A 25,057-nucleotide genomic window follows, 5' to 3' on the forward strand; every position below is an offset into this window, starting at 1 on the left:
TTGCCCATTTCGGATTCGAACCGCTAAGCCTTTTCTCCCATGGCGCGGTTCATATTCATAACCGGCGGCGTGGTCTCCTCGCTTGGCAAGGGCCTGATGGCAGCGTCGCTCGCGGCGCTCTTGCAAGCGCGCGGATACCGTGTGCGCATTCGGAAATTCGATCCCTATCTCAATGTCGATCCGGGCACGATGAGCCCGTATCAGCACGGCGAGGTCTATGTGACCGACGACGGGGCCGAGACCGACCTCGATCTAGGCCATTACGAACGCTTCACCGGCGTGCCGTCGCGGCAGAGCGACAACATCACGTCGGGCCGGATCTATCAGTCGATCATCCAGCGCGAACGGCGCGGCGACTATCTCGGCGCGACCGTGCAGGTAATCCCGCACGTGACCGACGCCATCAAGGAGTTCGCGCGCGCCGAAGTGGACGATCTGGATTTCGTCTTGTGCGAGATTGGCGGCACGGTCGGCGATATCGAAAGCCTGCCGTTCATGGAGGCGATCCGCCAGCTGCGGAACGATCTCGGCCGCGAGAATACCTGCTTCGTCCACCTGACTTTGGTGCCGTACATCGCCGCGGCGGGCGAACTGAAGACCAAGCCGACCCAACATAGCGTGCGCGATCTGACCAGCCTTGGCATCCAGCCCGACGTGCTGGTCTGCCGCTGCGAGCGCGAGCTTCCCGAAACCGAGCGCGCCAAGATCGCCTTGTTCTGCAACGTGCCGCTGACGGCGGTTATCCCGGCGCTGGATGCATCGAACATCTATGCGGTGCCGATCCAGTATAGCGCCGCCGGGCTCGACGCGGCGGTGCTGCGCGCGTTCAATATGGAGCCGGGCAGCCCCCCCGATCTGCGGCGCTGGCACGATATCGTCGACCGGTTGGAAAATCCGGAAGGCGAGGTCACGATCGGTGTGGTCGGCAAATATGTCGGCCTGCCGGATGCCTATAAGAGTCTGCACGAGGCGTTGGTCCACGGCGGCATCGCCAATCGCGTCAAGGTCAACATCCGCTGGCTCGATGCCGAATTGTTCGAGCAAGACGAGCAGGAGATTGCGGCCAAGCTCGAGCCGATGAACGCCATCCTCGTCCCTGGCGGCTTCGGCGAGCGCGGCAGCGAGGGCAAGATTTCGAGCGTAACCTTCGCGCGTGAGCGCAAGGTACCCTATTTCGGCATCTGCCTGGGGATGCAGATGGCCTGCATCGAAGGCGCGCGGAACACGGCCGGCATCGAAAAGGCATCGACCACCGAATTTGGCCCGACCGACGAGCCGGTGGTGGGCATGATCACCGAATGGATGAGCGTCGAAGGTTTGCAGAAGCGCGAGCAGGGGGGGGATCTGGGCGGCACTATGCGGCTCGGCGCCTATGAAGCGCTGCTCGCGGGCAATAGCCACGCCTCGGCCATCTATGGTTCGACCGACATTTCGGAACGCCACCGCCACCGCTACGAAGTCAACGTACACTATCGCGAGGCGCTCGAAAAAGGCGGCCTTGTCTTCTCCGGCATGTCTCCCGATGGCGAGCTGCCCGAAATCGTCGAGCGGCCCGACCATCCCTGGTTCGTCGGCGTGCAATTCCATCCGGAATTGAAGTCCAAGCCGTTCGATCCGCATCCCTTGTTCGCAAGCTTCATCGAAGCCGCGCTCAAGCAGAGCCGGCTGGTCTAAACCCGCAGGATCGCGCGCAGAATCGGCTCCAGGATCGTTGCGGCCCCCTGTTCGGTGTTGGCGAGCAGCGCCAGATCCGCGCGATCGTCTGGAAAGTGAAACAGCCAGGTGTCGAAGCCCGGCGCCTGGCCGCGCCGCCAGAAGGCGCGCCGCCCGAATATCCGGCCAACCTCGATCCCCAACCCCCGCTTATGGCGTTCGGTGAACGGCGCAAGTGCCGGGCACGGCGGGCTTTCGACGCCGGTGGCAGTCATCATATCAACCGTGCCGCGCGTCAGTAGCCGCCCGTTATGGAGCGCACGATTCCACAGCAGGAGGTCGCCCGCATTTGCGTGGAGCTCGTCGGCGGCAGCATCCTGGCCTGCGCCGGCATTGCTGAAATCGTGCGCGCGATCCCCGCTCAGCCGATAGCCGGAGGCCCGATGCGGCGTAATCCTGGTCGCATCGGTGAACCGGCTCGCCGTCATGCCCGCCGGAATGAGCAGGTTATCGGTAACGAAGCCCGCCAAACTCTCGCTCGCTACGTGTTCAATTAACTGTCCGAGCGTGACGTATGCTGCGGCGTCCCCAAGCAGTAGATCGTGCACACTCTCCGTGTCAGACCCGTCGTCACCGCGCAGTGCATGCCCGACCTTATCGGTGAGATGGAGTTTATTTCGCTCGACCAGCAGCAGGATCGCCGCTGCGATAATCTGATGCGTGCACGCGCCGATCCGAAAAAGACTCCCGTTATCGATCCGGGTGTGTGTTTCGAGGTTGGCATGGCCGAAGGATGCGACTGCGGGCGATTTGATCGGCAAGCAGAAGCCCAGCCCGATACCGGCGCTATAGCCGCCTTCGACCGCTGTCTCGGCGATCGTCTCGAGCGTGTGGGGCAATGGAGCAGGTTCGCCCGAAGCACGGTCGGACGAGGCCCACCAGCTCAGGGCCGAGGCCGTTCGCTGCAGCAAGGATCGGCCTGTCCCGAGCATCGGCATCGTCCCCCAAGAGCAATGTCGATCGCAACATTGGCAGGCCGAACCTGAACCTTCAATTACAATTGTAGTCGGCGCATGATGGGCCACTAATTTCTTGGCCGGGCGCAGGGCCGGACATGTTTGCGCTCTTCCTCAAAGTTTACCGTTACGGCCCTTCGATCAGCGAGCTGCCGGCCGCGCCGTTGATCACCGGATCGCTTGGCACCGGCGGGATCGGATCGACCGGCGTCGGTACTGGCTCGTCGATGGGGAGGTCCGTGGGGATTTCGGGGCTTGGGGGTTGGCTGGCCATGATATTTCTCCTTCTCCTTTCTAACGCCGTGCGCCGCTTTCCGTGCCGCGCAACGACGAAGGAGGTGAAACCGAATGGCGTGCGGCTGGGTTGGGGAGGGCGGAGGCGGACGATGGCGCAGAGATGGCCGACGCGATTATGGCTGGTGCGGCACGGGCAGAGCGCCGGCAATGTCGCGCGTGACGCGGCCTTGCGTGCCGAGCTGCACCGCATCGCGCTCGATGGGCGCGACGTCGATATTCCGCTCAGCCCGCTAGGGACACGGCAGGCGCACGCGCTCGGCGACTGGTTTTCGCGTCAGCCGGAGGGGGACCGCCCGGATGTATTGCTGTCCTCCACCTACAAACGCGCGCTGCAAACGGCGCATTTGTTTCGCGATGCCGGCGGCAGTGCCAGCGACGATCCGATCTGCTCGGACGAGCGGCTGCGCGAGAAGGAGTTCGGCATATTGGACGGGCTGACCGCGCCCGGCATCGCGCAGGCCTATCCCGACCAGGCTGAATTCCGGCGCCTGCTCGGAAAATTCTATCATCGGCCCCCCGGCGGCGAGAGCTGGTGCGACGTCATCCTGCGTTTGCGCTCGGTGCTCGACACCGTCTCGCTTCACTATGCCGAGCGCCGCGTGATGATCGTGTGCCATCAAGTGGTAGTGCTGTGTCTGCGCTACATATTGGAGCGGCTGGACGAGGACGAGATCCTCGGGATCGATCGCGCGGCCAACGTCGCCAATTGCGGCGTGACCGAATATCGCTTCGATCCGGAAGCGGGCCGCTCGGGCGGGCTGGTGCTGGTGCGCTACAACGACGCGCTGCCGATTGAGGATGAGGGCGAGGTTACCACCGATGCGCCCGATCCGGTGGTCGCCGCGCGCGGATGAACCGGATCGATCTCACCTGGCGCAATGCCAATCCGCTGCCGGCCAGCGCTAACGGCACCGACAAGAACAAGCGCGGGCGCGTATTTGCCGTCGGCGGCAGCCGGCGTGTGCCGGGCGCCCTCGGGTTGACCGCGCAAGCAGTGCTCCGCGTGGGCGCGGGCAAGGTGCGCATGGGCACGATCGAGGCCGCCGCCATCCCGCTGGGATTGGCCATGCCGGAAGCGGGTGTAATCGCCTTGCCGGAGGGCGAAGATGGCGAACTGGGGCCTGAAGCCGCGCCGCTCATCAACGAACAGCTCGAGACCTGCGACACCTTCGTGTTCGGTCCCGGTATGAGCGGGCGATCTGATGTGGGGGCCCTGACCAAGCGGGTGATCGACAAGCCGCGCGCCGGCCTCGCTATCCTGCTAGACGCGGCCCCGCTTGCCTGCGCTGCCGGGCTGGAGACAATGATCGCGGCGCATGATTGCCGCGTCGTGCTGACGCCTCATCATGGCGAAATGGCCTATCTGTCGGGAACCAGCGAAGAGGCAATCGCCGCCGACCCCGAAAAGGCGGCACGCGAGGCCGCCCGCCGCTTCCGTGCGATCGTCGTCCTCAAGGATGCCCGGACGATCATCGCGTCACCGGACGGAGAGACGTTGGTTCACGATAGCGACGCGCCGGGCCTTGCCACCGGCGGTTCGGGCGATGTGCTCGCCGGCGTGATTGGCGGGCTGCTCGCGCGCGGCGTGGCGCCGCTCACGGCGGCAGGATGGGGCGTCTGGCTGCACGGGGCCGCCGGCCGGGCGGCAGCAGCGGAGATCGGCCCCACGGGGTTCCTCGCCCGCGAGCTCCTACCCCACCTGCCGCGCTTGCTAATTGTGTAGGCGGTCTACCGGCGTCACGAACTTGTAGATGGTGGTCGACCTGAACACCTGGCCTGGGCGCAGCACGGTCGTCGGCCATTCGGGGTGATTGGGACTGTCGGGCAGGTGCTGCGTCTCCAGCGCCAGGCCGCCATAGCGGACATAAGGCTGCCCGCTCGGCCCCTTGTCGATACCCGCAAGATGGTTGGCGGTGTAGACCTGCACCGAGGGCTCGGTCGTGTAGACTTCCATCATTCGACCCGATGTCGGCTCGGTCACACGCGCCGCCAGTTCCGGCGTCCTGCGGGGCGCGTTGGCCAGCACATAGGGCGTATCGTAGCCGCCCAGGCCGGCGGCGCGCAGCGCGTCGATCCCATCGCGCAGGACGTGCGGGCTGCGCAGATCGAGTGGGCCCGACACCGGGACGATCCGGCCGGTGGGCAGTGCCGTTTTGTCGGTCTGCGCCACGTCGCTTGCACGGATCTCGACAATATGCCCGCCGACATCGCCGTTGCCCTCGCCGGCGAGGTTGAAATAGCTGTGGTTGGTCAGGTTGAGTACCGTCGGCTTGGTCGTGGTCGCGCGATAGTCGATCCGGAGCTCGTTATTTTCGGTCAGCGTGTAGGTCATGCGGACGCGCAACGTGCCGGGAAAACCCTGATCCCCATCTGGGCTGGTGAGCGTCAGCACCGCGCCATGATTGATGCCGAACGGCTTCATCGCCACGCGCCAGAAGCGAACATTATAACCGGGCGGCCCGCCGTGGAGCAGGTTTGGCCCGTTGTTCGGCGTGAAATTGTAGGTCTTGCCGTCGAGCGTGAAACGCGCGCCGCCGATGCGATTGGCATAGCGGCCGATCGGCGAGCCGAAGCCATAGAGGCCGTTGCGCGCCTGATATTCGCCGACGCTGCGGAAGCCGAGCGCGACATTGGCGCGCTTGCCGATGCGATCGGGTGTGTCGATCTCGGTAATCAGCCCGCCATAATCCGTGAAGCGCACGACCATGCCATTCTTGTTGGTCAGCGTGTAGAGATGGGCGGCGCGGCCTTCGCTGGTTCGGCCGAAGCCGACGCGCCCGGCCTGAACCGCAGGCGCAATGGCAACAACAAGCGCCGTACCCGTTGCGATCTGCGAAAACCTCACCGGCGTCTGTCCTTGTAGAGTTGATTCACGGCGAGGACGAGGAACATGTAATTGGTCTCGCCTCCGCCGAGCACATATTCGGTCTGCTGCCAGAAGTAAGGCCAAACTTTAAGCTCGGGCAGATCGGGACGGATCAGTGCGGTCCCGGAAACGACCCCGCCCGGAATGTAACTCCAGTCGGCACGGTTGAAGCCGTAGGCGACCGTTGCCGAATGCGCGCCGACGCCTGATGCGAACGACGCATTATTCTCGCCCGGGTGGACGCCCAGCACGAAATTGAGCGCGTTCACGAAGTTCGCGACCGGTACCAGATCCGGCCAGCCCTTGTGCAATAGCCACTGCTTCACGCCAAATTCCTGGATCGTCCAGCCGGCGCCCCAGATGTCGGGCTTGTAGGGCACGCCATAAGGCGAGTCCGTGCGGGCGCTGGCGGCGAGCCTGGCCTGATAGGCGGCAACCGCCGTGCGAAGGTCCCGCTTGAATGCAGCATCCGGAACCTTGTCGATCACCGACGCCACCGCCCAGCCGGCGCGATCGATCTGCGCGACGATCTCCGGCTTCATTGCGATCAGCCGGTCCATATACGATTTGTCACCGGTCGACAGATAGAGCTCGGCCAAGGCAAAAGCCTTGTTCTCGACGCTGGTCGCCCGGTCGAGCGCCTTGCCCGCGACATCGCGCGCGGCCGCGAGCGTTTCGGCCGCCAGTTTGGGGTCGCGGTTCTTCATGACCCGCGCGACCGTGGCAAGCTGTCCGGCCACCTCGGTCTCGCGATTGGGATTATCTTCGGTGAAGACGAGCCGGTCGTCCGCCGGGATCGGCACGCTCTGGAAATAATTCCCAAGCCCGGCCACAGGCTTGCCGACGACATTGTCGGTCGAGTTCGCCGCCTCGCCCAGCAACGTATATTGCTCCAGCGTGGCGTCCTGGATGCCGCGGTACAATCGGCCCAGCGCGCGGTAGCCACCGAGTACGGTCAGCAGCCCGTGCTCGACCTGCTGGACCGCATCATTCTTGCCGTCCGGCTGGTGGATCAGCACGAGCTTCCTGGCCTGATCGATCGTGGTCGCATCGTAATCGAGGCCGAACTCCTCGATCATCTTCGCCAGCAGCCAGGTCGTGCCCATCTGGCTTTCGACGCGCAGGTCGTAATCGCCTGCGTCGTGCCAGCCGCCAGCATCCAGCCCCGGCACATGCTCCAGCGGCTCATATCTGGTCAGTGTTGACGGGCCCTGCGCATAGCCGTCGAAATGGTTGAGGTTGACCGGTGCCATCAGCGCGTCGTCGAGATGATCGAGCCCGTGCCAGACACGATATTTCTCGCGCACCAGCATGTGGCACATCTGAACCGGCAGAAAATATTCGAGCGTCGGCTGCCAGGCGTGACGATCATACACATCGTCGCCGATCTTGAACGGCTGGCTGGTCTGATCGCGATAGGAGATGACGTACATGCCCGCCGTGGTCACATCGGAAAAGTCCCAGGTGTGGTAGCCATAGCGCAGGAAGCGGCCCCAATCCGTGGGCCGGCCGCTCTTCACTTCCTCGCGGCCGGAGGGCGTCAGCCGATAGAGATGCGCGGACTCTGAGCTGGCGTCGGTCGCGTCTTGCTCGATCACCAACTGCTTGGGCTGGCGGCTGGTATAACCGAGCTGGGAGACCTGCAGCACCGGCGAGGATTTCCAGCCGGGGATGACGCTCGGCGTCACCACCCATTCGATCGCGCCTTTGGTAGCGCCCGCGGGCACCAGGCTGCGCACGATGAACCAGGCGTTGTTGAGATTGCCGCGGCCGTCGAGCAAGGTCAGCGTGCCGGTCTCGCTGCGTATGGTCAGCCGCTGCTTGTCGCTGTCCGGCGCCACGACCAGCGTTCGGCCGGTCGCGAGCGGGGCGGCGATTTGTTCGCCGCCGGCATCGGCTGCCATCGGGCCGTTCGCCTGGCGCGGGAAGATGCCGGATTGCTTGTCCAGCAGCCAGCTCTTGCCGAACAGGTCGCCAGGGAACAATTCGAGATTGAAACCGACCTTGCCGACATATTTGGCGGGAAGCGGCGCATCGAGATCGACCCGAATGCGGAAGCTATTGCCGTCCAGGGGCGTCACGCTGACGGTGTAGCCGAGTTTGAGATCGGGATAGACGATCGGGTTGAAGCCCGTGCGATCCTTGGCCGGATCAGGGAAGGACAGGCGCCGCGATACCGTTTGCGTGGCGGGATCGACAATGCGTTCGCCGGTGGCGGGCATCGCCGACCATTGTCCGGGGGAGGCCTCCAGCCGCAGATCGCCATTGGCGGCGACGCGCACGCCATGCTGGACGATCGTGACGCCGGTCTGGTGGCCGTCGGGATAATAGTCGCTGAACGACATCACGTTCAGCCCGGGCTCGGCGAAATAGCCCTGCTCGTTAAGTTTGAGATTGGGAGCGGCGGCTGCCGCCCCCGCCAACGCTGTCATGCATAGCAAAGAGGCTATCTTACGCACCCTCAATCCTCTCCGTGATTATTTGATAGATGCCGCGTCCGACGCCTTCTTGGCGTAATAATCCGCGAGTACCTGGAAGGCCTGTTTGCGCTGGCCGGTAGGCGAGATCAGCCCCTTGCGGTTCCAGCCGCTCTCGAACACCGGATGCTGGCGCCGCGGCGAGCGGAAGTCCTTGAGCACCCATGGGCTCATGCCGACGAGCGTCGGGATGCGATCCGCCATCTGCAGCGTCTGCCGGAAGAAAGCCGCCTGATACTCCTCCGATTCCTTGCGCATCGTCGCCGGGTCGTGGAAGCCGGCGAGCGCGTCCGCGCCCAATTCGGAGAACACGAGCGGCTTGTCGGCGGGCACGCGCCACGTGATGTTCGGTACGTCGGCAAGCTTATCCGCCGTATACCAGCCATTATAGGTGTTGATCGCCAGCACATCGACATGGCTGACAAGCGGATCGTTCAGCACCATCTCGGCATGACCGTTCGTGGTCGTGCGGTCGTTGAGTAAAGCTGCCGAGACCAGCCGCGTCGGATCGAGCCGGTGGGCATCGTCCGCCAACGTTTCCAGGAAGTCGGTGCGCGGCGCGCTCACCGGCGTCTCGTTGGCGACCGACCAGATGATGATCGACGCGCGATTGCGATCACGCTCGATATTCTCGGCCAGCATTGTGCGCGCCTTGGCGAGCACTTGCGGGTTATCGAACGCCACCCGCCAATAGATAGGAATCTCGCTCCACACGAGCAGCCCGATCTTGTCGGCCTCGCGCGTCATCACTTCCGAATGGGGATAGTGGGCAAGGCGGACATAATTGCCGTGCAGCCCGTCCTTGACGACAGCGAGGAGGTCGTGAGCTGCTTCCGGCGTGATATTGCGCCCGGGGTTGGCGCCGATCTCTTCCTCGTGCACCGAAATGCCGCGCAGGTAGATCGGCTTGCCGTTCAGCAGGATCTGCGCGCCCTTAACGGCGATCGTGCGGAAGCCGATCTGGTCGGTAATCGCGTCGCTGCCGCTGCTTGCCGTGACGGCGTATAATTTGGGTGTCTCGGGCGACCAAAGTCGCAGCCGCGACGGTACGCCGACCGAACCGGACCATTTGCCGGCGGCGTCGCTCTTGCCGCCGATCGTGACGTTGAGTTCGGGAATGCGGACAGTGACGGCTTGATTAGCGCTCGCCGGTCCGTTGAGCTGCGCGTCGGCCGTGATCCGGCCGTCCCGTGTCAGCCGCACCCACAGATCGTCCACATAGGTCGTCGGTGTCTCGACCAGCCTTACGCTGCGCGTAATGCCGCCATAATTTTCCCAGTCGGTCACGGACGGGGGCAGGGTGGTGTCGCTCGATGCCGAGTCCGCCGCCACGACCAGCCGGTTCTGGCCCGCGCGCACGACGCCGGTCACCTCCAGCGCGAAGGGGGTGAAGCCGCCCTCATGCGCGCCGACCTTCCGGCCGTTGAGCCACACCGTCGCGCGATAATTGACCGCTCCGAAGCGCAGGAATTGGCGCATGCCAGGCTTGGGCTGGGCGTCGAACTTGCGCTCGTACCAGACCAGCCCCTGATAATAACGCATCTCCGGCGCATGGGTCAGCCAAGACGAAGGCAGGGTGGCCGTCGGCGACTGGTCCATGTCATATTCGAACAAGGCGGTCGGATCGGCCTTCATTGCCGCTTCCACATCGAGATCGGCATAGCGCCGGCTGCTCGGGCCGGGCTCGCCACCGTGGAAGCCGGCCTCGCCGTCGCGATAGGGATCGACCGAATAATGCCACGCGCCGTCGAGGCTTTGGGCAGGGCGCAGATCCCCGGCGGTCAACATCGGCGTGGCTACGGCCGGGACGGCCCACAGGGATATCACGAATGCGGCGATCTTGATCAGGCCCTTGTCCATCACGCTCTCCCGATGCGCGGCTCGTTCCTGCGCGCTTGCCCGACCTGTATCGGGGCCAGAAGGGCAACGCAATTTCGGCCGATGCATTCGCCGCGGTGCGTGCCACGTCGGCCGGGATCCGCGGACGCGCACCGAGCGGGAAAACAAAAAAACACCAGAAACGAACTTGATGATTTTGGCGACGCGCCGGCGCGACCGCGCACCCATTGGAACGCGCATAGGCTCCGCCAGGTAACAGGCAGGAAGTTGGCTCAAGCGTAAGAGCATCTGCGTTGTCACGATTGTACGCTTTATACGTACGGTTGTCAACCGTGCGTGATCCCGGGGAGGGGGTGGGGCCGGTCAGGGCTGCGCGCTACCCCAGATCGCCGGATGCTGCGCGATCAGGCTCTCCAGGCTGGCGGCCAGCCCGGCCTGGTCTTTGAGCGAGGGATGATAATTGCAGCCGGTGAGCTCAAGATCACCGAAATGCAGGGTCAGCACCGGCCTCCCGCCGTCGCGGTTCAGCGTCGCGGCGACCTGTTCGACCGCACCGAAAAAGGCGTCCGAACCCATGAGGATCAGCGTTGCCTGCGGGCTCCCCGCGCGCAGTCGGCGGGCGAAGTCGACATAGCTGGCCCGGTAATCCGCCTGCAGCGCGGCGGCGTCGGGCCATTTCTCCCCGGCATGAAGCGGCGTCGAGAAATCGTTGGTGCCGAGGTTCACGACGATGAGTTGCGGGCGCCAATTGTCGTCGGGCGCGTCCAGCTGGCCGGCATCGTCCGGCTTCAGGCGGGCGAACAATGTGGGCAGGTTCGATCCGGGCGCGCCGCCGGCATAATTGCGCACAATGCCGAAGCCCGAATAAGCGATTACGCGATAATCCGCCCCAAGCCGGCGCGCGAGCAGCGGTCCGAATGCCTGCTGACTATCGGTCCGGTCGTGCACCTCCTGGCTGGTGCAGGTGCGGCTGACCGACAGGTCGCCATAGCCGACCGTATAGCTATCGCCGACAAACTCGATGGCGCGCGCATGGACCGGAGCGGGGAGGGGCGTGCCGTCGGCGGTCGGCGTGAAGCCAAAGAAGCGTCCGCCGCCGGTCTGACTCTCGGTCAGTTTCTCGAGGCGGACGAGATGGTCGCCCAATTTCAGCCCTGCCATGGTCATGCTGACAGGCCCCGGCTGGATGAACAGCGCTTTCTCGGCGCCGTCGATCAACAGGCGCATCCGCTCGCTGGCGCTGTCCAGCGTCACGCTCACGCCGGTGCCATGAAAGCGGCTTTCGAAATAGGTCGCGGGCCAGCCAAACTCCACGCTGCCATCGCCGTGACGAATGACCCGCCCGCCTTCATGGACGGGGAGGGGCGGGGCGGCCCCGGATGCGCCGGCTGTCAGCGCAAGGGCGATTGCGGCCCGGCTAAATCCCCGCATACCAGGCATAATCGCTCGAATCTTCCCAGAAGCCGCCCTTGCCGCCGCCGATCTTGTCGAGGCTGGCGACCGCTTTGATCGCGCGCAGATATTTGGCATGCTTGTAGCCGAGCTGGCGCTCGACCCTCAGTCGCAGAGGCGCGCCATTCGGCACCGGCAGCGGACGGTTGTTGAGCGCCCACGCCAGGATCGTCTGCGGGTGGAAGGCGTCGACGAGGTCGATGCTCTCATAATAAGCCGCGCCGCCGAAATCGTCATAGCAGTGGAAGACGATGTAGCGCGCCGCGCTCGACAGGCCGGCAAATTGCAGGATTGGGCCGAGCACCGGGCCGGTCCATTGCCCGATCGCGCTCCAGCCTTCGACGCAATCGTGGCGCGTGATCTGGGTGCGCTGGGGCAGTGCCTTCAGCTGATCGAGAGTGACGGCGAGCGGCCGCGCGACCAGCCCGCCGACATGCAGCCGCCAGTCGCTGAAATTGTTCGCGAGCAGACGGGCATAATCGGGTGAACCGGGCATGGACGTACCGTTCGAGCGGAAGATCGGTGAGATGTCCGCGCCGCTATATTGCGGCGCCAGGGCGTCGCGCGGGGTGATCAGCCGGTTGACGCGATAGGTCAGGTCTTCCGCGCCCTGGAACGCCTCCTTGGCGCCGGCGGTGGCGGCGATCCGATCGCAGCCGGCAAGCAGCAGGCCGCTGCCGGCAACAAGCATACTTCGCCGCGAGAGACTTACGGCAGGATTGGTCTGGCCGCCGCGCCCTTCCGTTCGCCCTGAGCTTGTCCAAGGGCTGTCCTCCCTCCGCAAGAAAGGCAGGGCTTCGACAGGCTCAGCCCGAACGGAGGGAGCGCGAGCATCGACGCGGCTGATTTTCTCAACCATGGCGCTGCTTCTCCGGCGGCGGCCGGAACCAGCCGGTGATCATCGATCGCATCTCGTTGATTGGCCCGGCCAGGATCACCATCGCGACATGGACGATGATGAAGGCCAGCAGCGCGAACGCGCACAGGAAATGGATCGATCGCGCCGATTGGCGTCCACCGAACAGGTCGAGCAATTGCGGGAAGGTGGCGTTGAAGCCGGGCCCCATCGCGAGCCCCGTCAGGATCATCATCGGGATCAGGAAGAAGATCACACCGACATAAGCCAGCTTCTGCAGCGGATTATAGCGCCCGGCCGCGTCGCCGGTCGGCAGGCGCAGGCGGGCGTGATCCTTGATATCCTGCCAAAGGTGGCGCGGCTTCAATTCCGCGCGCGACGGCAGCACGTCTTTGCGAAAGTGACGGTTGATCAGGCTGGTGATGAAATAAGCGGTGCCGGCCAGGATCAGCACCCAGCCGAACAGGAAATGCCAGCGCCGCGCGCCCGACAGGCTGTAGCGGCTGGGGATCGTCGCCCAATAAGGGAAGGCGCGGGTCTGTACGACCCCGCGCTGATCCTTCCAGCGGCCGAGCACCCCGGTGGTTGGAATGAACACCTGGGACCCGATCACGACATGCCCGCCGCCGCTCGGCGTCGGCCCGATCTGCAGCCACGGCTTGTCGAAATTGGCGCCATATTTGCCCCAGTAGAGACGCGGGTGGGCGTTGAAGATCATCAGCCCGCTCATCAGCATGATGAAGATCGTCAGCGCGTTGAGCCAATGCCAAATGCGCGTTGGCAGCTTGTGCCGATACAGCCGCTGATCGGTTTGCTGCGCCATAGGCGTCTAGCTTAGCAGCGGCACGGCTGAACGTCATCCTAACTTGCTTGATACAATATATCATTGCCTTTGGCGGCGGGAACGTCCATCTGTGGCTCGTCATGCGCAGCAGAGCCGATCTTATCGAAGGTATCGCGGTCGGGGCGACCATCGCCTGCCTGATCCATTGCCTGGTGCTGCCGCTGCTGATCGCGGTGCTTCCGGTGCTTTCCTCGGTCCTGCCGATCCCGGAGCATTTTCACCTGATCGCGTTAGCTCTGGCGATCCCCGCAACCGCGGGCGCCCTGTTCGCGGGCTATCGGCGCCATCGGCTGGCGGGCCCGCTGATCGCCGGCACGATTGGCCTGGCCCTGCTGGCTTTGGCTGCAATCCATTGGGGTGAGACACCGCTGGAAATGCCGGTGACCGTACTCGGCAGCATCGCCATCGCCATCGCGCACCTGACCAACTGGCGCTTCCGCCGCGCGAGCCATCTGACCGCCGCCTGATCCGGTCCGGCCGCCTTAGCCGGACGCCTGAGCATCGGCTGCCACACCCAGCAATCGCAGCAAGACACCACGCAGGTCCAGGATCCGCTCGGCGCGCGCGCTCTTGTCCGTCGGCAGATCCACACGGATATTCGCGCTCAATCGCCCGTCATCGAGCACGACGATGCGCTCGCCCAGCTGGATCGCCTCATCGATATCGTGTGTCACGAGCAAAACGGCCGGCCCATGACGCGCGGCCACCCGCCGCATCAAGCCATGCATCTGCATCCGGGTGAGTGCGTCCAGCGCGCCGAACGGCTCGTCCGCCAGCAACAAAGCGGGATTGCGCACCAGCGCGCGGGCGAGCGCCACGCGCTGCTGCTGCCCCCCCGACAGTTCATGCGGCCACGCCGCTTGGCGATCGGCGAGATCGACCTCCTCCAGCGCAGCCAGGCCGCGCGCCGCGCGCTGCTGTCCGGTCAAGCCAAGCGTGACATTGTCGAGCACGCGCAGCCACGGCAGCAGGCGCGAATCCTGGAAGATGACCGCGCTGGGCGGCGACACGATTTCACCTGTCCCCTGCGCTTCATGATCGATGCCGGCGAGTGCGCGCAGCAGGGTGCTCTTGCCCGAGCCGCTGCGACCAAGCAGCGCCACGAATTCACCCGGCGCGATGTCGAGATCGACACCGTTGAGCACGCCCTTGAGCGTGAAGGTGCGCCGCAAGTCACGGATACGGACGGCGGGCGCGTTCATCGGGCGAGCGTCCTGCGCCACGAGAGTAACCGCCGCTCGGCCCAACGGATGACGGCATCTGTCGAGAAGCCGAGCAGCGCGTAGACGACGAGTCCGACCAGCATGACGTCGGTCTGTGCATAGTTGCGCGCCAGCGTGACCATATAGCCGATGCCACTGGTCGCATTCAGCTGCTCCACCACCACCAGCGCCAACCAGGCGGCGGTCGCGCCGAAGCGTAGCCCCAGCAGGAAGCCGGGCAGGGCGCCGGGGATTATGATGCGGCGGAGGAATTGGGCACGGCTCAGCCCCAGCGTCTCGGCCAGCTCGACATAGCGCAGGTCGATCGCGCGCAAGGCGCTGTGCGTCTGGATATAGATGGGAAAGAAGGCTGCGACGGCGATCACCCCGACTTTCATCGGCTCGCCGATGCCGAACCACAAAACCATGAACGGGATGAGAGCGAGGATCGGGATACCGCGCTTGAGCTGCACCAGCCCGTCGATCACGTAGCCGCCGAGCAGCGATAGTCCGGATATGAAGGCGAGCAGCACGCCCGCGCTGCCACCGACCAGCAGTCCGGCCGCCGCCCGGCTTGCCGAGACTGCGAGGTTGGTCTGCAGGCGTCCCTCGCGCAGCAGTTCGACACCCGTGATAACGGCCGTCCAGGGCGCGGGCAGGGTGCGCGGGTCGAGCCAGCCGGTCTCGGACAGCACCGCCCAATAGAGCAGCAACAATCCCGGTCCGAGCAGATGGCCGTAACGGTTGGGCGTGCCCGGCCCGAGCGCCCGGCGTTGCTGCACGCGAGCGGGCGCGGGCAGGATTTCCCCGCTATGTGCGTTCATGATGCCGTTCCTTGCGCTGCCGTGGCGGCAATGGTCTCGAAGCGCGGATCGAACAGGGTCGCGGCATCGAGGCGAGGGCGGCCGGTCTGCTGCCCCAATATGTCGATCGCCGCCTGCTCGACCGCGCGTGCGCGGGACCAGTCGCCGGGGACATGCACCTTGCCGGTCGCCCCGACGATCAGGCGGCCGTCCGCGATCGGAAGCCCCTGATGGCGGCCATAATAGCCTTCCGCGAGCGCCTCCGGATGGGCGTTGATCCAAGCCTGCGCCTTGCCCCAATAGCGGATGAAGAGCTTGAGCGCCGCCGCCTTGCCGGGGTCTGCCAGCACCGTTTCCGGCACATAGACGTTGAGCGCATCGTCGCGAAACGGCGGGTGCTTGAGCAAGCGCGCACCGTCGCTGCCAAACTTTCGGATATAGCGCTGCACGACGATGCCGGCGCCCAATGGCGCCACATCGACCTCACCGCTTGCCAGCGCGTTGGTGTAGACGTCGCCGCCGATACTGGACGGAAGCTCGACGAGCGTGACGTCGCTGGTCTTCAACCCCGCTGCCTTCAGGGTCTGCAGCACCACCACCGCCTGGACCTGGCTCGGGCTGAAGGCGATGCGCTTGCCCTTGAGATCCGCGACCGAGGCGACCTTGGCGTTGGGCGAGACGCCGAACACCCATGCCTGGTGCCGGTCAGGCTCGGCGAAGTCGCGGAAGGCCACGATCCGCACCGGAATGCCTGTCCACGCAGCGTGGATCGGCGGCACGCTCGCGCCCAGGCCGACATCCAGCGCGCCGGCGTGGAATGCCTCGGTCACGTCCGGCCCGCCGGTGATCTGCGCCCATTCGATCTTGAACGGGAGCTGCTTCTCCCAACCTTCGTGCTGGAAAATCCATTGCGTGACCGGGTCGCCGACGCGCAGCACCACGCCCGGCGGGATCGTATCCGGCAAGGGCTTGCTCAGGTCGAATGCGGCGGGCCCCGCGCCCCCGCGCCTTGCCGGCGCAAACGCCACCAGCAAGGCGATCGAGACGATCACGAACGCCGCCAGCCCGATCGGACCGGCGCGGCGTGAGGACGCGGCGCGTGGCATCAGCCAAGCACGCCGAACAGGTCGCCTTCCAGCGGCCGCGAGGTGAAGCCGTCCGGCCCCTTGGGCAGCTCGCCCGCGACGGTGATGCGGCGCACCGTGCGCGCGCCCTGGAAATGGGCGTAATCAATCGGCCCGGCGTGGGCGACCGCCTGATTGTCCCACACCACCAGGCTGCCGGGGCGCCAATGAAAGCGGACCTGATATTCGGGCCGCGTCAGCTCGCCATAGAGCAGGTCGAGCAAGGCCTGGCTCTCGCGCTCCTTGAGCCCGACGATGTGGCTGGTGGTGCCGGGGTTGAGGAATAGCAGTTTTTCGCCCGTCTCGGGGTGGATGCGCACCAGCGGATGAAGCGCCGTGAACGGCCCTGTCGGCAGCCCGTCACGGCGCGGGCCGCGGCTGGCACTGTCATAGCTGCTGGTGCGGTGGACCGCCTGCAGCCCGTCGATGAGGTCGCGGATCGGTTGCGACAATCCCTGATAGGCCTCGATCAGGTTGGCGAAGATGGTGTCGCCGCCGAATGCCGGGATCTCGACGCCGTAGAGGATCGAATAGCGGTTGGGATTGGCGACGAAGGTGATGTCGATATGCCAGCCTTTATAATCGCGCGGCGGCGTGCGTCCCGGCGGCAAACTGTCATTGGCGCTGCGCCGCGTGCGATATTCGGTGACGGATCGCTCCCAGATTTCGGGATGCTCCTCCAGTCCGTCGGCGATGGGATGGGCGGGGGTGAGGGGGCCGAACGCCCGCCCGAACGCCTTGAGCTGATCGTTGGAAAGCTGCTGGTCGCGGAAGAAGACGACGCGCCAATCATGCAGCGCCTTCTGGATATCGGCGGCGGTCTCGGCGTCGATCGGGCGCGACAGGTCGACGCCGGAAATCTCGGCGCCGATCACCGGTGTGACCGGGTCGACCTGGATGCGGTTATAGTGTTGGCGGGGCTGCTGAAGCTGTGTGCTCATGGGTCCGGACCTTTCTTGCTGGGAGGGGATCAGGCGAAGGCGGGCTGGCGCGGCACCAGCTTCATCTGTTCGGGCGGGTAACGATCACCGACGGTCTCGCCCTGGGGGAAGGCCGCTTCGAGTTCGGCAATCGTCTCGGCATCGAGCGCGATCTCGCCGGCCGCGACATTGTCCTCGAGATGCGCGATGTGGCGCGTTCCCGGGATCGGCACGACGCCCTTCGACAGGACCCAGGCGAGGCTGACCTGCGCCGGCGTGGCATAAAGCCGCTCGGCGACATCCTCGATGATGCGGCGGCGACGGGCGTTGGCCGCGACCGCATCCTGCTGGAAGCGAGGATGGATGTTGCGGCGGTCGTCGGCCTCGGTCGGCAAGGCGCCGGCGAGGAAGCCCCGCCCGAGCGGACTATAGGCGACGAAGCCGATGCCGAGCTCGCGCACGGTCGGCAGGATCTCGGCCTCCACATCGCGCGTCCATAAGGAATATTCGCTCTGCAGCGCGGCCAGCGGGGTTTCGGCATGCGCGCGGCGGATCTGGTCGGCATCGGCCTCCGACACGCCGACCGCTCCGATCTTGCCCTCGTCGCGCAACCGGCCAAGCTCGCCCACCGATTGCTCGATCGGCACCAGCGGATCGATGCGGTGCAGATAATAGAGATCGATATGGTCGACGTTGAGCCGCTGCAGGCTCGCCTCGACCGCCTCGCGTGCGCTGACGATCGCGTCGGTGCCGCCGCGGCGATGGGTGAATTTGCTGGCGAGCACCACGCGATCCCGCTTTCCAGCGATCGCGCTGCCGAGCAGCCGTTCGTTATGGCCATCGCCATAGCCGGTCGCGGTATCGAACAGGGTAATGCCCAGCTCGATCGCGCGATGGATGGTACGGACGGAATCCGCATCTTCGGCATGACCGTAAACGTTCGATAGCCCCATCGCGCCGAAGCCCTGCGCGCTTACTTCCAGTGAACCGATCTTCGCCATGCGACTCTCCTGCCGGCCTGTTCCATGGGCCGTGGATTGACGCCGGAAGCGGTTGGGCGACCACACACAAAAACTTACGCCTCCCCTAGATTCCATAGTTACCTACTAGGGAAATAGGTTTCTAGTCGGCGTCGCCCTGACAAAGGGAAGGGGCGATCATATGAACCAGGCTCGTTTTTCGGCAACATCGGCCGCGGTGCTGGCGGCAATGCTGCTGGCCGGGGGTGCTGCCGCGCAAAATGTCCAGCTTGCATCGGCCGACGCGGCCACCTCGGCTGCAGCTGCTTCGACGGGCGCCGACAGGCCGGAGGCCGCTGACCCCGCCATGACCGATGTCGGTGATGCAGGCGAAATCGTGGTGACCGCCCGCCATCAGGTCGAGCGCGCGCAGGATGTGCCGGTTGCGCTGTCGGTGCTGTCGGGCGCGGGGCTCGAACGCACCGGCGCGTTTACGCTTGCCGACGTCCAGCAGCAGACGCCGAGCCTGACTGCCTTCAATTCGAACCCGCGCAACAGCTCGGTCGCGATCCGCGGCATCGGCGTGTCGAGCGCGTCCGACGGGCTCGATAGCTCGGTCGGCGTCTATATCGACAATGTCTATCTCGGCCGTCCCGGCATGGCGCTGGCCGACCTGATCGATGTCGATCGGGTTGAGGTGCTACGCGGGCCGCAGGGAACCTTGTTCGGGCGCAACAGCTCCGCCGGCGTGCTCAATATCACGACGCGCGCACCCAGCTTCGAGTTCGGCCTGACCGGCGAAATTTCTGGCGGCAGCCGCAATTATAATCAGGAACGCGTGAGCGTCACGGGGCCGATCATCGACGATCTGCTCGCTTTTCGGGTCACCGGGTTCAACACGCATCGCGACGGTGTGCTGAAGAATATCACCACCGGTTCGCCTGCCAACAGTATCGGCCGCAGCGGCGGCCGGGTCCAATTGCTGCTGACGCCGACCAGCAAGCTCAAGATCCGCCTGCTGGGGGATTATTCGCAGGAGGACGACACCTGCTGCGTCAGCGTGATTAAGACAGTGCTCCCAGCTTCCCTGAGCGCGACCACCGCGCGCACGCTCAACGCGCTGGCGCAGCTGGGTTATGTCCCGGTCGCAACGACCCACTATACCCGTAACAATGCGCCCCAGCAGATGCGTACGCATCAGGGCGGCACCTCGCTGCAGGCGGAATGGGATCTCGGCTTCGCGACCGCGACCTCGATCAGTGCCTATCGCCATTGGTATTTCAATCCGCTGCAGGACAGCGACAACACGCCGCTCGACGTGATTCAGGTCAATGTCGCGAGGACGCGCGACGACCAATATTCGCAGGAATTCCGCCTTGCCTCAGCGCCTGGGCGGTTCAGTTGGCAGGCGGGGGCCTATTATTTCCACCAGCGCCTGCGCGATCATTATATCCTCAACCAGTTCGGTTACGATGCCTCGGCATTCTACACCGCTTATGCCCGGCTCGCGAACCCCAATGCGGCGGCGATCAATATCGCGCCGGGCTCGCAATATATCGATGACGTCGACACCACATCCACGAGTCTCGCCGCCTTCGGCCAGGCCAATTTCGAGATCACGCCGACGCTGACCGCGACCGGCGGCATCCGCTACACGCACGATAAGCGTAGCGGCGTTTCCGACACGTCGAACCGCGGCACGCCGAATCCGGCGACATCGATCCCATTCCACTATGACGTTTCGGTCAGCAATAACGACACGTCCTGGCTCGCCAGCCTGTCGTGGAAGCCGACCAGGAACCTGCTTGCCTATGTCTCTTATTCGACCGGCTACAAGGGCGCCGGCCTCAACCTCAATTCGGCAGTCTCGGCGGGCACGCCGCTGATCCTCGATCCCGAAAAGGTGCGCGATTGGGAAGCCGGCCTGAAGCAGCAATTGTTCGGTGATCGCCTGACACTCAACCTTAGCGTCTACCGCACCTCGCTATCGGGCCTGCAGGCCAACATCGTTCCGAGCAACGGCAATCGCTCCTATCTCGCCAATGTCGGCAACGTCCGCGCGCGCGGCGTCGAGGCGGACGCCAATTGGCGGGTCAGCCCAGAGCTGACCCTGTCCGCCAATGGCGCCTATAACGACGCTTATTATACGTCGTACCGCAACGCGCCGTGCCCGGTCGGCGTCACCGGCACGTGCGATCTCACCGGGCGGCGCGTCTACCAGGCGCCCAAATGGACCGCCAACGCGATCGTCGACCTGCATTTCGAAACGAGCCGCGGTGTGCGGCCCTATGCGCTCGCCCGCTATTCCTATCGCTCGAACATGTATGGCACGGTCGATGATGGTCCATACGGGTTGGTGCCCGGCTATGGTACCGCCCAGTTCCGTGTCGGTGCGACCTTCGCCAACGGGCGTTACGATCTGTCAGCCTGGGTCGAGAATGCGTTCGACAAGAAATATTATCAGAACCTCTCGACCAGCTCGATCGTCGGCGCCGCACCGGTCGTGTTCCTGGGCCAGCTCGGGGCACCGCGTGTGTTTGGCGCTACCCTGCGGTTGGCCCTGTAGCGCGCGTCGCGCCGGCTTACCCGCGCGTACCCTCCGGCACCTGCGTGATGTCGGAGGAGCCGCGCCAGATATTGATGCCGCTGTCGCGCGCATGGCCGTCGATCGCATCGAGTTCGGCCTGGTCGAACGTCAGATTGTTCACCGCATCCAGTGAATCGTCGAGCTGCTCGACGGTGCGCGCGCCGATCAGCGCCGAGGTGACGCGCCGATCGCGCAGCACCCAGGCGATCGCCATCTGCGCGAGGCTTTGGCCGCGGCGCTTGGCGATGTCGTTGAGCGCGCGGATATGCTCGATCGTCTCGGGCTTGATCAGCTCGGGCTTGAACGATCCACCCTTGGACGCGCGCGCGCCTTCGGGCACGCCGTTAAGGTAACGGTCGCTGAGCAGCCCTTGGGCGATCGGCGAGAAGGCGATGCAACCGGTCCCGAGCTGGTCGAGCGTGCCGAGCAATTCCTCTTCGATCCAGCGGTTCAGCATCGAGTAGCTCGGCTGATGGATCAGCAGCGGCACCTTATACTCGGCCAGGATCGCCGCCGCCTTGCGTGTCAGTCCGGGTTCGTAGCTGGAAATGCCGACATACAATGCCTTGCCCTGCGCATGGATCTGGGCGAGCGCGCCCATCGTCTCCTCCAGCGGCGTCTTGGGATCGACGCGGTGCGAATAGAAGATGTCGACATAATCGATCCCCATCCGCTTGAGGCTCTGGTCGAGGCTCGCGACCAGATATTTCTTGCTGCTGCCGACATCGCCATAGGGTCCCGGCCACATGTCCCACCCGGCTTTGGTCGAGATGATCAGTTCGTCGCGATGGCCGGCGAAGTCGGTTGCCAGCACCTTGCCGAAATTCTCTTCGGCCGAGCCATAGGGCGGGCCGTAATTGTTCGCGAGATCGAAGTGGGTGACGCCGCGGTCGAATGCGCGGCGCAGCATCGCGCGGCCGGTCTCGAACACGTCAGCCCCGCCGAAATTCTGCCACAGGCCAAGCGAGATCGCGGGCAGGTCCAGCCCGCTGCGTCCGCAGCGGCGGTACGGCATGCGCCCGTCATAGCGTGCCGGGTCGGCAATATAGGGGGCGGGGAAGGCCATTGGTCGCTCCTGCTTGACGCGAGCGGCCATTATCGCGGTACGTGCGAATGTCTATAACCGGCGGCAGCTGGAGGAGGGTGCATGACGATAAATGTGGCGCTGATCGGGTACGGGCTTGCCGGCGCATCGTTTCACGCGCCGCTGATCGCGTGCGAGCCTCGCTTCTCGCTGACCCGCGTGGTCACCCGTCAGGCGGACGCGGTGGCACAGGCCTTTCCCGCCGCGCTCGTCTCCCCCGATACGGCGGCCGTCTTCGCCGACGAGAGCATCGACCTCGTCGTCGTCGCGACGCCCAACCAGACGCACGTCCCGCTCACGCGCGAGGCGCTGGCGGCCGGCAAGCATGTCGTCGTCGACAAGCCGTTCGCGCTCGACGTGGCAGATAGCGAGGCACTGATTGCGCTGGCGAAGGCGCAAGACCGCATGCTGACCGTCTTCCACAATCGCCGCTGGGACAGCGACTTCCTCACCGTAGCTGCGCTCGTCGCGAGCGGCCGGTTGGGCGAGATCGCACTGGCGGAATTGCGCTGGGATCGCTTCCGGCCTGAGATCAAGCCCGGCTGGAAGGAAGAGCCGGGCGCGGGCAGCGGGGTGCTGGTCGATCTCGGCCCACATTTGATCGATCAGGCGCTTCGCCTGTTCGGTGATCCCGACCGGATCGTCGGCGACATTGCCTGCCAGCGCCCAGCAAGCCGCGTCGACGATTATTTCGAGCTCACCCTCCATTATGGTGCGCGCCGCGTGATCCTCTCGGCTGCGACGCTGCTGGCTGCGCCTCGCCCACGTTTCGCGCTCCACGGCATGCGCGGCAGCTTCGTCAAATATGGCATCGATCCGCAGGAGGCCGCGTTGCGCGCGGGTACAGCCCCCGACGATCCCGGCTTCGGTGTCGAGCCACCGGAGGATCATGGCATACTCACCGACGCCGCAGGTTCCCAGCCGCTGCCGAGCGCACGCGGTGACTGGAGGCTCTTCTACCGCGCCGTCGCCGATGCAATCCTCGACCAGGCGCCGCCGCCGGTCGATCCCGCGGATGCGATCGCCGGCCTGCGCATCATCGAATGCGCCCGCCGCAGCGCGCACGAGGGGCGCGTGCTCGACTTTACCCGCTCCTGACCGCTGGTCCGCTTGGGATCGCGAGTCTGCGATCTGGACAGACACATGGCCCGCCCCATAGGACGAAGCATGCGCGAACGCTGGGTCGTCATTGCCAATTGCCAGAGCTTCGGTCTCGCCAGCAGTATCCAGAGCCTGGCGAAAGACGTGGATTGCACCGCCTGCGATCATTGGGAATTCGCGCGGCGGATCGCCGAGGACCCGGATCATTTCAGCGGCTATGATTTTGCGGTGGTCATGCCGGAAATCCGGGACTGGGCTGCCGGCAAGCCTTTTACGCTGCCTGCTTATGCGCATGTACCGAGCTTCCAGTTCCACGCATACCATCCCGATTGCGTCTACGTCTTCGCGGATGGGGAGGCAGTCAACGGCTTCGCTGGCCCCTATCACAGCATGATCGCGCTCGCCGCTTACAAGGAAGGGCTTTCCGCCGAACAAGCCGCGTCGCTGTTCAACCCCGAAATCTTCACGGCCGCCGGCTATTTCGATTTCTGGATACCCGAGCGCGACACCATGATCGAACGGTTCCGGGCCCATGGTCTGGAGATCGGCGCAACCTTCGTACGGCGATCGCGCGGCCGCTCGTTCATGCACACGATCAACCATCCCAAGATCGAAATATTGTTCGACTTCGCGCATGCGGTGCTGGCAAAAATCGGCCGCCCGATCCATGCCGATGCCATGCCGCCGCCCGACGCCTTGGCGGGCACGACTTGGCCGATCTATCCGGCGATCGGGGCACACCTGGGGGTGCGCGGCGCTTATCTGTTCCACGCTCCCAACGATCCCACCCCGCTCGACCTGATGGGCTTTCTCGAGCGCAGCCTCGCCGACTACGCCGCGTGGGACCGATCGCGCCTGCGGGTCAAATGGTACATCCAGCCGCGCTTGCTCCGCCTGCGCGAAGCGATCCGGGCCGCATTATGAGCAACCCCTATCGCGATCTTCCCGATCATCACTATTGGCGGCGCGCGATCTCGGCCACGGAATCGCACCTGATCGATCCCGTCACCGCCTCGGGCTTCCGGATTGGTCCTTCCGATCGCGTGGCGACTGCCGGCTCCTGCTTCGCGCAGCATATCGCGCGCGCGATCGCCGGCATGGGCCTGCACTATTTCGTGGCGGAAAGCGGTGAGGGTCTGTCCGACGAGGAAGCCCGCCGCCGCCAATATGGCCTATTCTCGGCGCGCTACGGAAATATCTACACCGCCGCGCAATGGCGTCAGCTGCTAGAAGAGGCGTTCGATGGTCGCCAGCCGGTCGATAAAGCCTGGCCTGGACGTAATGGCGGCTGGATCGATCCGTTCCGGCAGACGGTCGAGCCGGACGGTTTCTCCTCGCGGGAAGCGGTCGCCGCTGACCGTGAACTTCATCTCGCCGCCGTGCGCCGGCTGGTGGCCGAGCTTGATGTGTTCGTCTTCACGCTCGGCCTGACCGAAGCCTGGCGTTCGCGCGCGGACGGTTCGATCTATCCGCTCGCCCCCGGCGTTGCCGGTGGCAGCTACGAGCCGGATTTGCACGAATTCGTCAACTTCAGCGCGGCCGAGGTCGAGGCGGATCTCGCTGCGGCACTGGAACGCATGCGCGCCATCAATCCGCGCGTGCGGGTGTTGCTCACTGTCTCGCCGGTGCCGCTGATCGCGACCTACGAAGACCGTCACGTCCTGGTATCCACCGCCTACAGCAAGGCGGCGTTGCGGGTCGCCGCGGATGCGGTGTCCCGGCGCTTCGCCTGGGTCGATTATTTCCCCTCCTACGAAATCATCACCGGCCCCGCGACCGCGGGCGTCTATTTTGAAGAGGATATGCGGGAGGTGAACGAGCTTGGTGTCGCCCATGTCATGCGCGTCTTCGCCCGCCATTATGTTGCCGGCGTGCCGCTGAGCGCTGCCGCCCCTGTCCCGGAATTGGAGCCCGGGGGATCCAATGTGATCTGCGACGAGGCGATGATCGAGGCGCTAAGGCCCGGCAAATCCTGAG

General features: G+C 65.0%; 22 protein-coding genes. 8 read left to right on the forward strand and 14 right to left on the reverse strand.

Annotated elements, in window-relative coordinates; genetic code table 11:
• Positions 1-39 precede the first annotated feature (39 nt).
• Complete coding sequence (locus DX905_RS14255) at positions 40-1,674, forward strand: CTP synthase (RefSeq protein WP_116091933.1); 1,635 nt, start codon at positions 40-42, stop codon at positions 1,672-1,674.
• Here the strand turns inward: DX905_RS14255 and DX905_RS14260 are convergent.
• Positions 1,671-2,624, reverse strand: coding sequence for a serine hydrolase domain-containing protein (locus tag DX905_RS14260; RefSeq protein WP_162875654.1), 954 nt, complete (start codon positions 2,622-2,624; stop codon positions 1,671-1,673). The genes DX905_RS14255 and DX905_RS14260 overlap by 4 nt on opposite strands.
• 172 nt (positions 2,625-2,796) lie before the next feature.
• Positions 2,797-2,943 (reverse strand): hypothetical protein, encoded by a 147-nt coding sequence (locus DX905_RS16140; protein ID WP_162875655.1) that lies wholly within the window; start codon positions 2,941-2,943, stop codon positions 2,797-2,799.
• 112 nt (positions 2,944-3,055) lie between these two features.
• Between DX905_RS16140 and DX905_RS14265 the strand changes: the two genes are divergently transcribed.
• Together DX905_RS14265 and DX905_RS14270 are read left to right on the forward strand one after the other, a co-directional pair.
• A complete protein-coding gene (locus DX905_RS14265; RefSeq protein WP_116091935.1) occupies positions 3,056-3,820 on the forward strand; it encodes a histidine phosphatase family protein in 765 nt (254 codons plus the stop codon).
• Complete coding sequence (locus tag DX905_RS14270) at positions 3,817-4,689, forward strand: NAD(P)H-hydrate dehydratase (protein ID WP_116091936.1); 873 nt, start codon at positions 3,817-3,819, stop codon at positions 4,687-4,689. Before DX905_RS14265 ends, DX905_RS14270 begins: the two co-directional genes overlap by 4 nt.
• Here the strand turns inward: DX905_RS14270 and DX905_RS14275 are convergent.
• The 6 genes from DX905_RS14275 to DX905_RS14300 all read right to left on the reverse strand — a co-directional run bounded on the left by DX905_RS14275 (position 4,678) and on the right by DX905_RS14300 (position 13,279).
• Positions 4,678-5,811, reverse strand: coding sequence for an aldose epimerase family protein (locus DX905_RS14275; protein WP_162875656.1), 1,134 nt, complete (start codon positions 5,809-5,811; stop codon positions 4,678-4,680). The two genes, DX905_RS14270 and DX905_RS14275, sit on opposite strands and share 12 nt — an antisense overlap.
• Positions 5,808-8,291, reverse strand: a complete 2,484-nt coding sequence (locus tag DX905_RS14280) for a glycoside hydrolase family 9 protein (protein WP_205412267.1) — start codon at positions 8,289-8,291, stop codon at positions 5,808-5,810. The genes DX905_RS14275 and DX905_RS14280 overlap by 4 nt, the downstream gene beginning before the upstream one ends.
• 18 nt (positions 8,292-8,309) lie before the next feature.
• A complete protein-coding gene (locus tag DX905_RS14285; RefSeq protein ID WP_116091939.1) occupies positions 8,310-10,169 on the reverse strand; it encodes a glycoside hydrolase family 2 protein in 1,860 nt (619 codons plus the stop codon).
• Between the two features lie 342 nt (positions 10,170-10,511).
• On the reverse strand, positions 10,512-11,579 hold the full coding sequence (locus DX905_RS14290) for an SGNH/GDSL hydrolase family protein (protein WP_116091940.1): 1,068 nt from the start codon (positions 11,577-11,579) through the stop codon (positions 10,512-10,514).
• Positions 11,566-12,291, reverse strand: coding sequence for a molybdopterin-dependent oxidoreductase (locus DX905_RS14295; protein WP_116091941.1), 726 nt, complete (start codon positions 12,289-12,291; stop codon positions 11,566-11,568). The genes DX905_RS14290 and DX905_RS14295 overlap by 14 nt, the downstream gene beginning before the upstream one ends.
• A 160-nt stretch (positions 12,292-12,451) precedes the next feature.
• A complete protein-coding gene (locus tag DX905_RS14300; RefSeq protein WP_116091942.1) occupies positions 12,452-13,279 on the reverse strand; it encodes a cytochrome b/b6 domain-containing protein in 828 nt (275 codons plus the stop codon).
• Between the two features lie 101 nt (positions 13,280-13,380).
• Here DX905_RS14300 and DX905_RS14305 point away from each other — a divergent pair, with 101 nt between their 5' ends.
• On the forward strand, positions 13,381-13,767 hold the full coding sequence (locus DX905_RS14305) for a MerC domain-containing protein (RefSeq protein WP_240320868.1): 387 nt from the start codon (positions 13,381-13,383) through the stop codon (positions 13,765-13,767).
• Between the two features lie 15 nt (positions 13,768-13,782).
• Here the strand turns inward: DX905_RS14305 and DX905_RS14310 are convergent, their stop codons facing one another.
• From DX905_RS14310 to DX905_RS14330, 5 genes are read right to left on the reverse strand one after another with little or no spacing between them, the layout of a single operon-like run.
• Complete coding sequence (locus DX905_RS14310) at positions 13,783-14,502, reverse strand: ABC transporter ATP-binding protein (RefSeq protein WP_116091943.1); 720 nt, start codon at positions 14,500-14,502, stop codon at positions 13,783-13,785.
• A complete protein-coding gene (locus DX905_RS14315; protein WP_116091944.1) occupies positions 14,499-15,326 on the reverse strand; it encodes an ABC transporter permease in 828 nt (275 codons plus the stop codon). Before DX905_RS14315 ends, DX905_RS14310 begins: the two co-directional genes overlap by 4 nt.
• Positions 15,323-16,411 carry an ABC transporter substrate-binding protein gene (locus DX905_RS14320; RefSeq protein WP_116091945.1) on the reverse strand — a complete coding sequence of 363 codons (1,089 nt, stop codon included), beginning with the start codon at positions 16,409-16,411 and terminating at the stop codon, positions 15,323-15,325. Before DX905_RS14320 ends, DX905_RS14315 begins: the two co-directional genes overlap by 4 nt.
• Positions 16,411-17,370 (reverse strand): TauD/TfdA dioxygenase family protein, encoded by a 960-nt coding sequence (locus DX905_RS14325; RefSeq protein WP_116091946.1) that lies wholly within the window; start codon positions 17,368-17,370, stop codon positions 16,411-16,413. The genes DX905_RS14320 and DX905_RS14325 overlap by 1 nt, the downstream gene beginning before the upstream one ends.
• A gap of 29 nt (positions 17,371-17,399) precedes the next feature.
• Positions 17,400-18,350, reverse strand: a complete 951-nt coding sequence (locus DX905_RS14330) for an aldo/keto reductase (RefSeq protein ID WP_116091947.1) — start codon at positions 18,348-18,350, stop codon at positions 17,400-17,402.
• 160 nt (positions 18,351-18,510) lie between these two features.
• Here DX905_RS14330 and DX905_RS14335 point away from each other — a divergent pair, with 160 nt between their 5' ends.
• Positions 18,511-20,874, forward strand: a complete 2,364-nt coding sequence (locus DX905_RS14335; protein WP_116091948.1) for a TonB-dependent receptor — start codon at positions 18,511-18,513, stop codon at positions 20,872-20,874.
• 16 nt (positions 20,875-20,890) lie between these two features.
• Here DX905_RS14335 and mgrA read toward each other — a convergent pair whose 3' ends face one another.
• Entirely contained in the window at positions 20,891-21,961 is a 1,071-nt protein-coding gene (gene mgrA / locus DX905_RS14340; RefSeq protein WP_116091949.1) for an L-glyceraldehyde 3-phosphate reductase, read from the reverse strand.
• An 81-nt stretch (positions 21,962-22,042) separates the two neighbouring features.
• Between mgrA and DX905_RS14345 the strand changes: the two genes are divergently transcribed.
• The 3 genes from DX905_RS14345 to DX905_RS14355 all read left to right on the forward strand — a co-directional run bounded on the left by DX905_RS14345 (position 22,043) and on the right by DX905_RS14355 (position 25,056).
• The gene (locus DX905_RS14345) at positions 22,043-23,077 is read left to right on the forward strand and encodes an oxidoreductase (protein WP_116091950.1); all 1,035 of its coding nucleotides are present in this window, start codon (positions 22,043-22,045) and stop codon (positions 23,075-23,077) included.
• Between the two features lie 69 nt (positions 23,078-23,146).
• Positions 23,147-24,004 carry a WcbI family polysaccharide biosynthesis putative acetyltransferase gene (locus DX905_RS14350; protein WP_116091951.1) on the forward strand — a complete coding sequence of 286 codons (858 nt, stop codon included), beginning with the start codon at positions 23,147-23,149 and terminating at the stop codon, positions 24,002-24,004.
• On the forward strand, positions 24,001-25,056 hold the full coding sequence (locus tag DX905_RS14355; protein WP_116091952.1) for a GSCFA domain-containing protein: 1,056 nt from the start codon (positions 24,001-24,003) through the stop codon (positions 25,054-25,056). Before DX905_RS14350 ends, DX905_RS14355 begins: the two co-directional genes overlap by 4 nt.
• Position 25,057: the final 1 nt, after the last annotated feature.

The organism is Sphingomonas crusticola (genome assembly GCF_003391115.1).
GTDB lineage: Bacteria > Pseudomonadota > Alphaproteobacteria > Sphingomonadales > Sphingomonadaceae > Sphingomonas_I > Sphingomonas_I crusticola.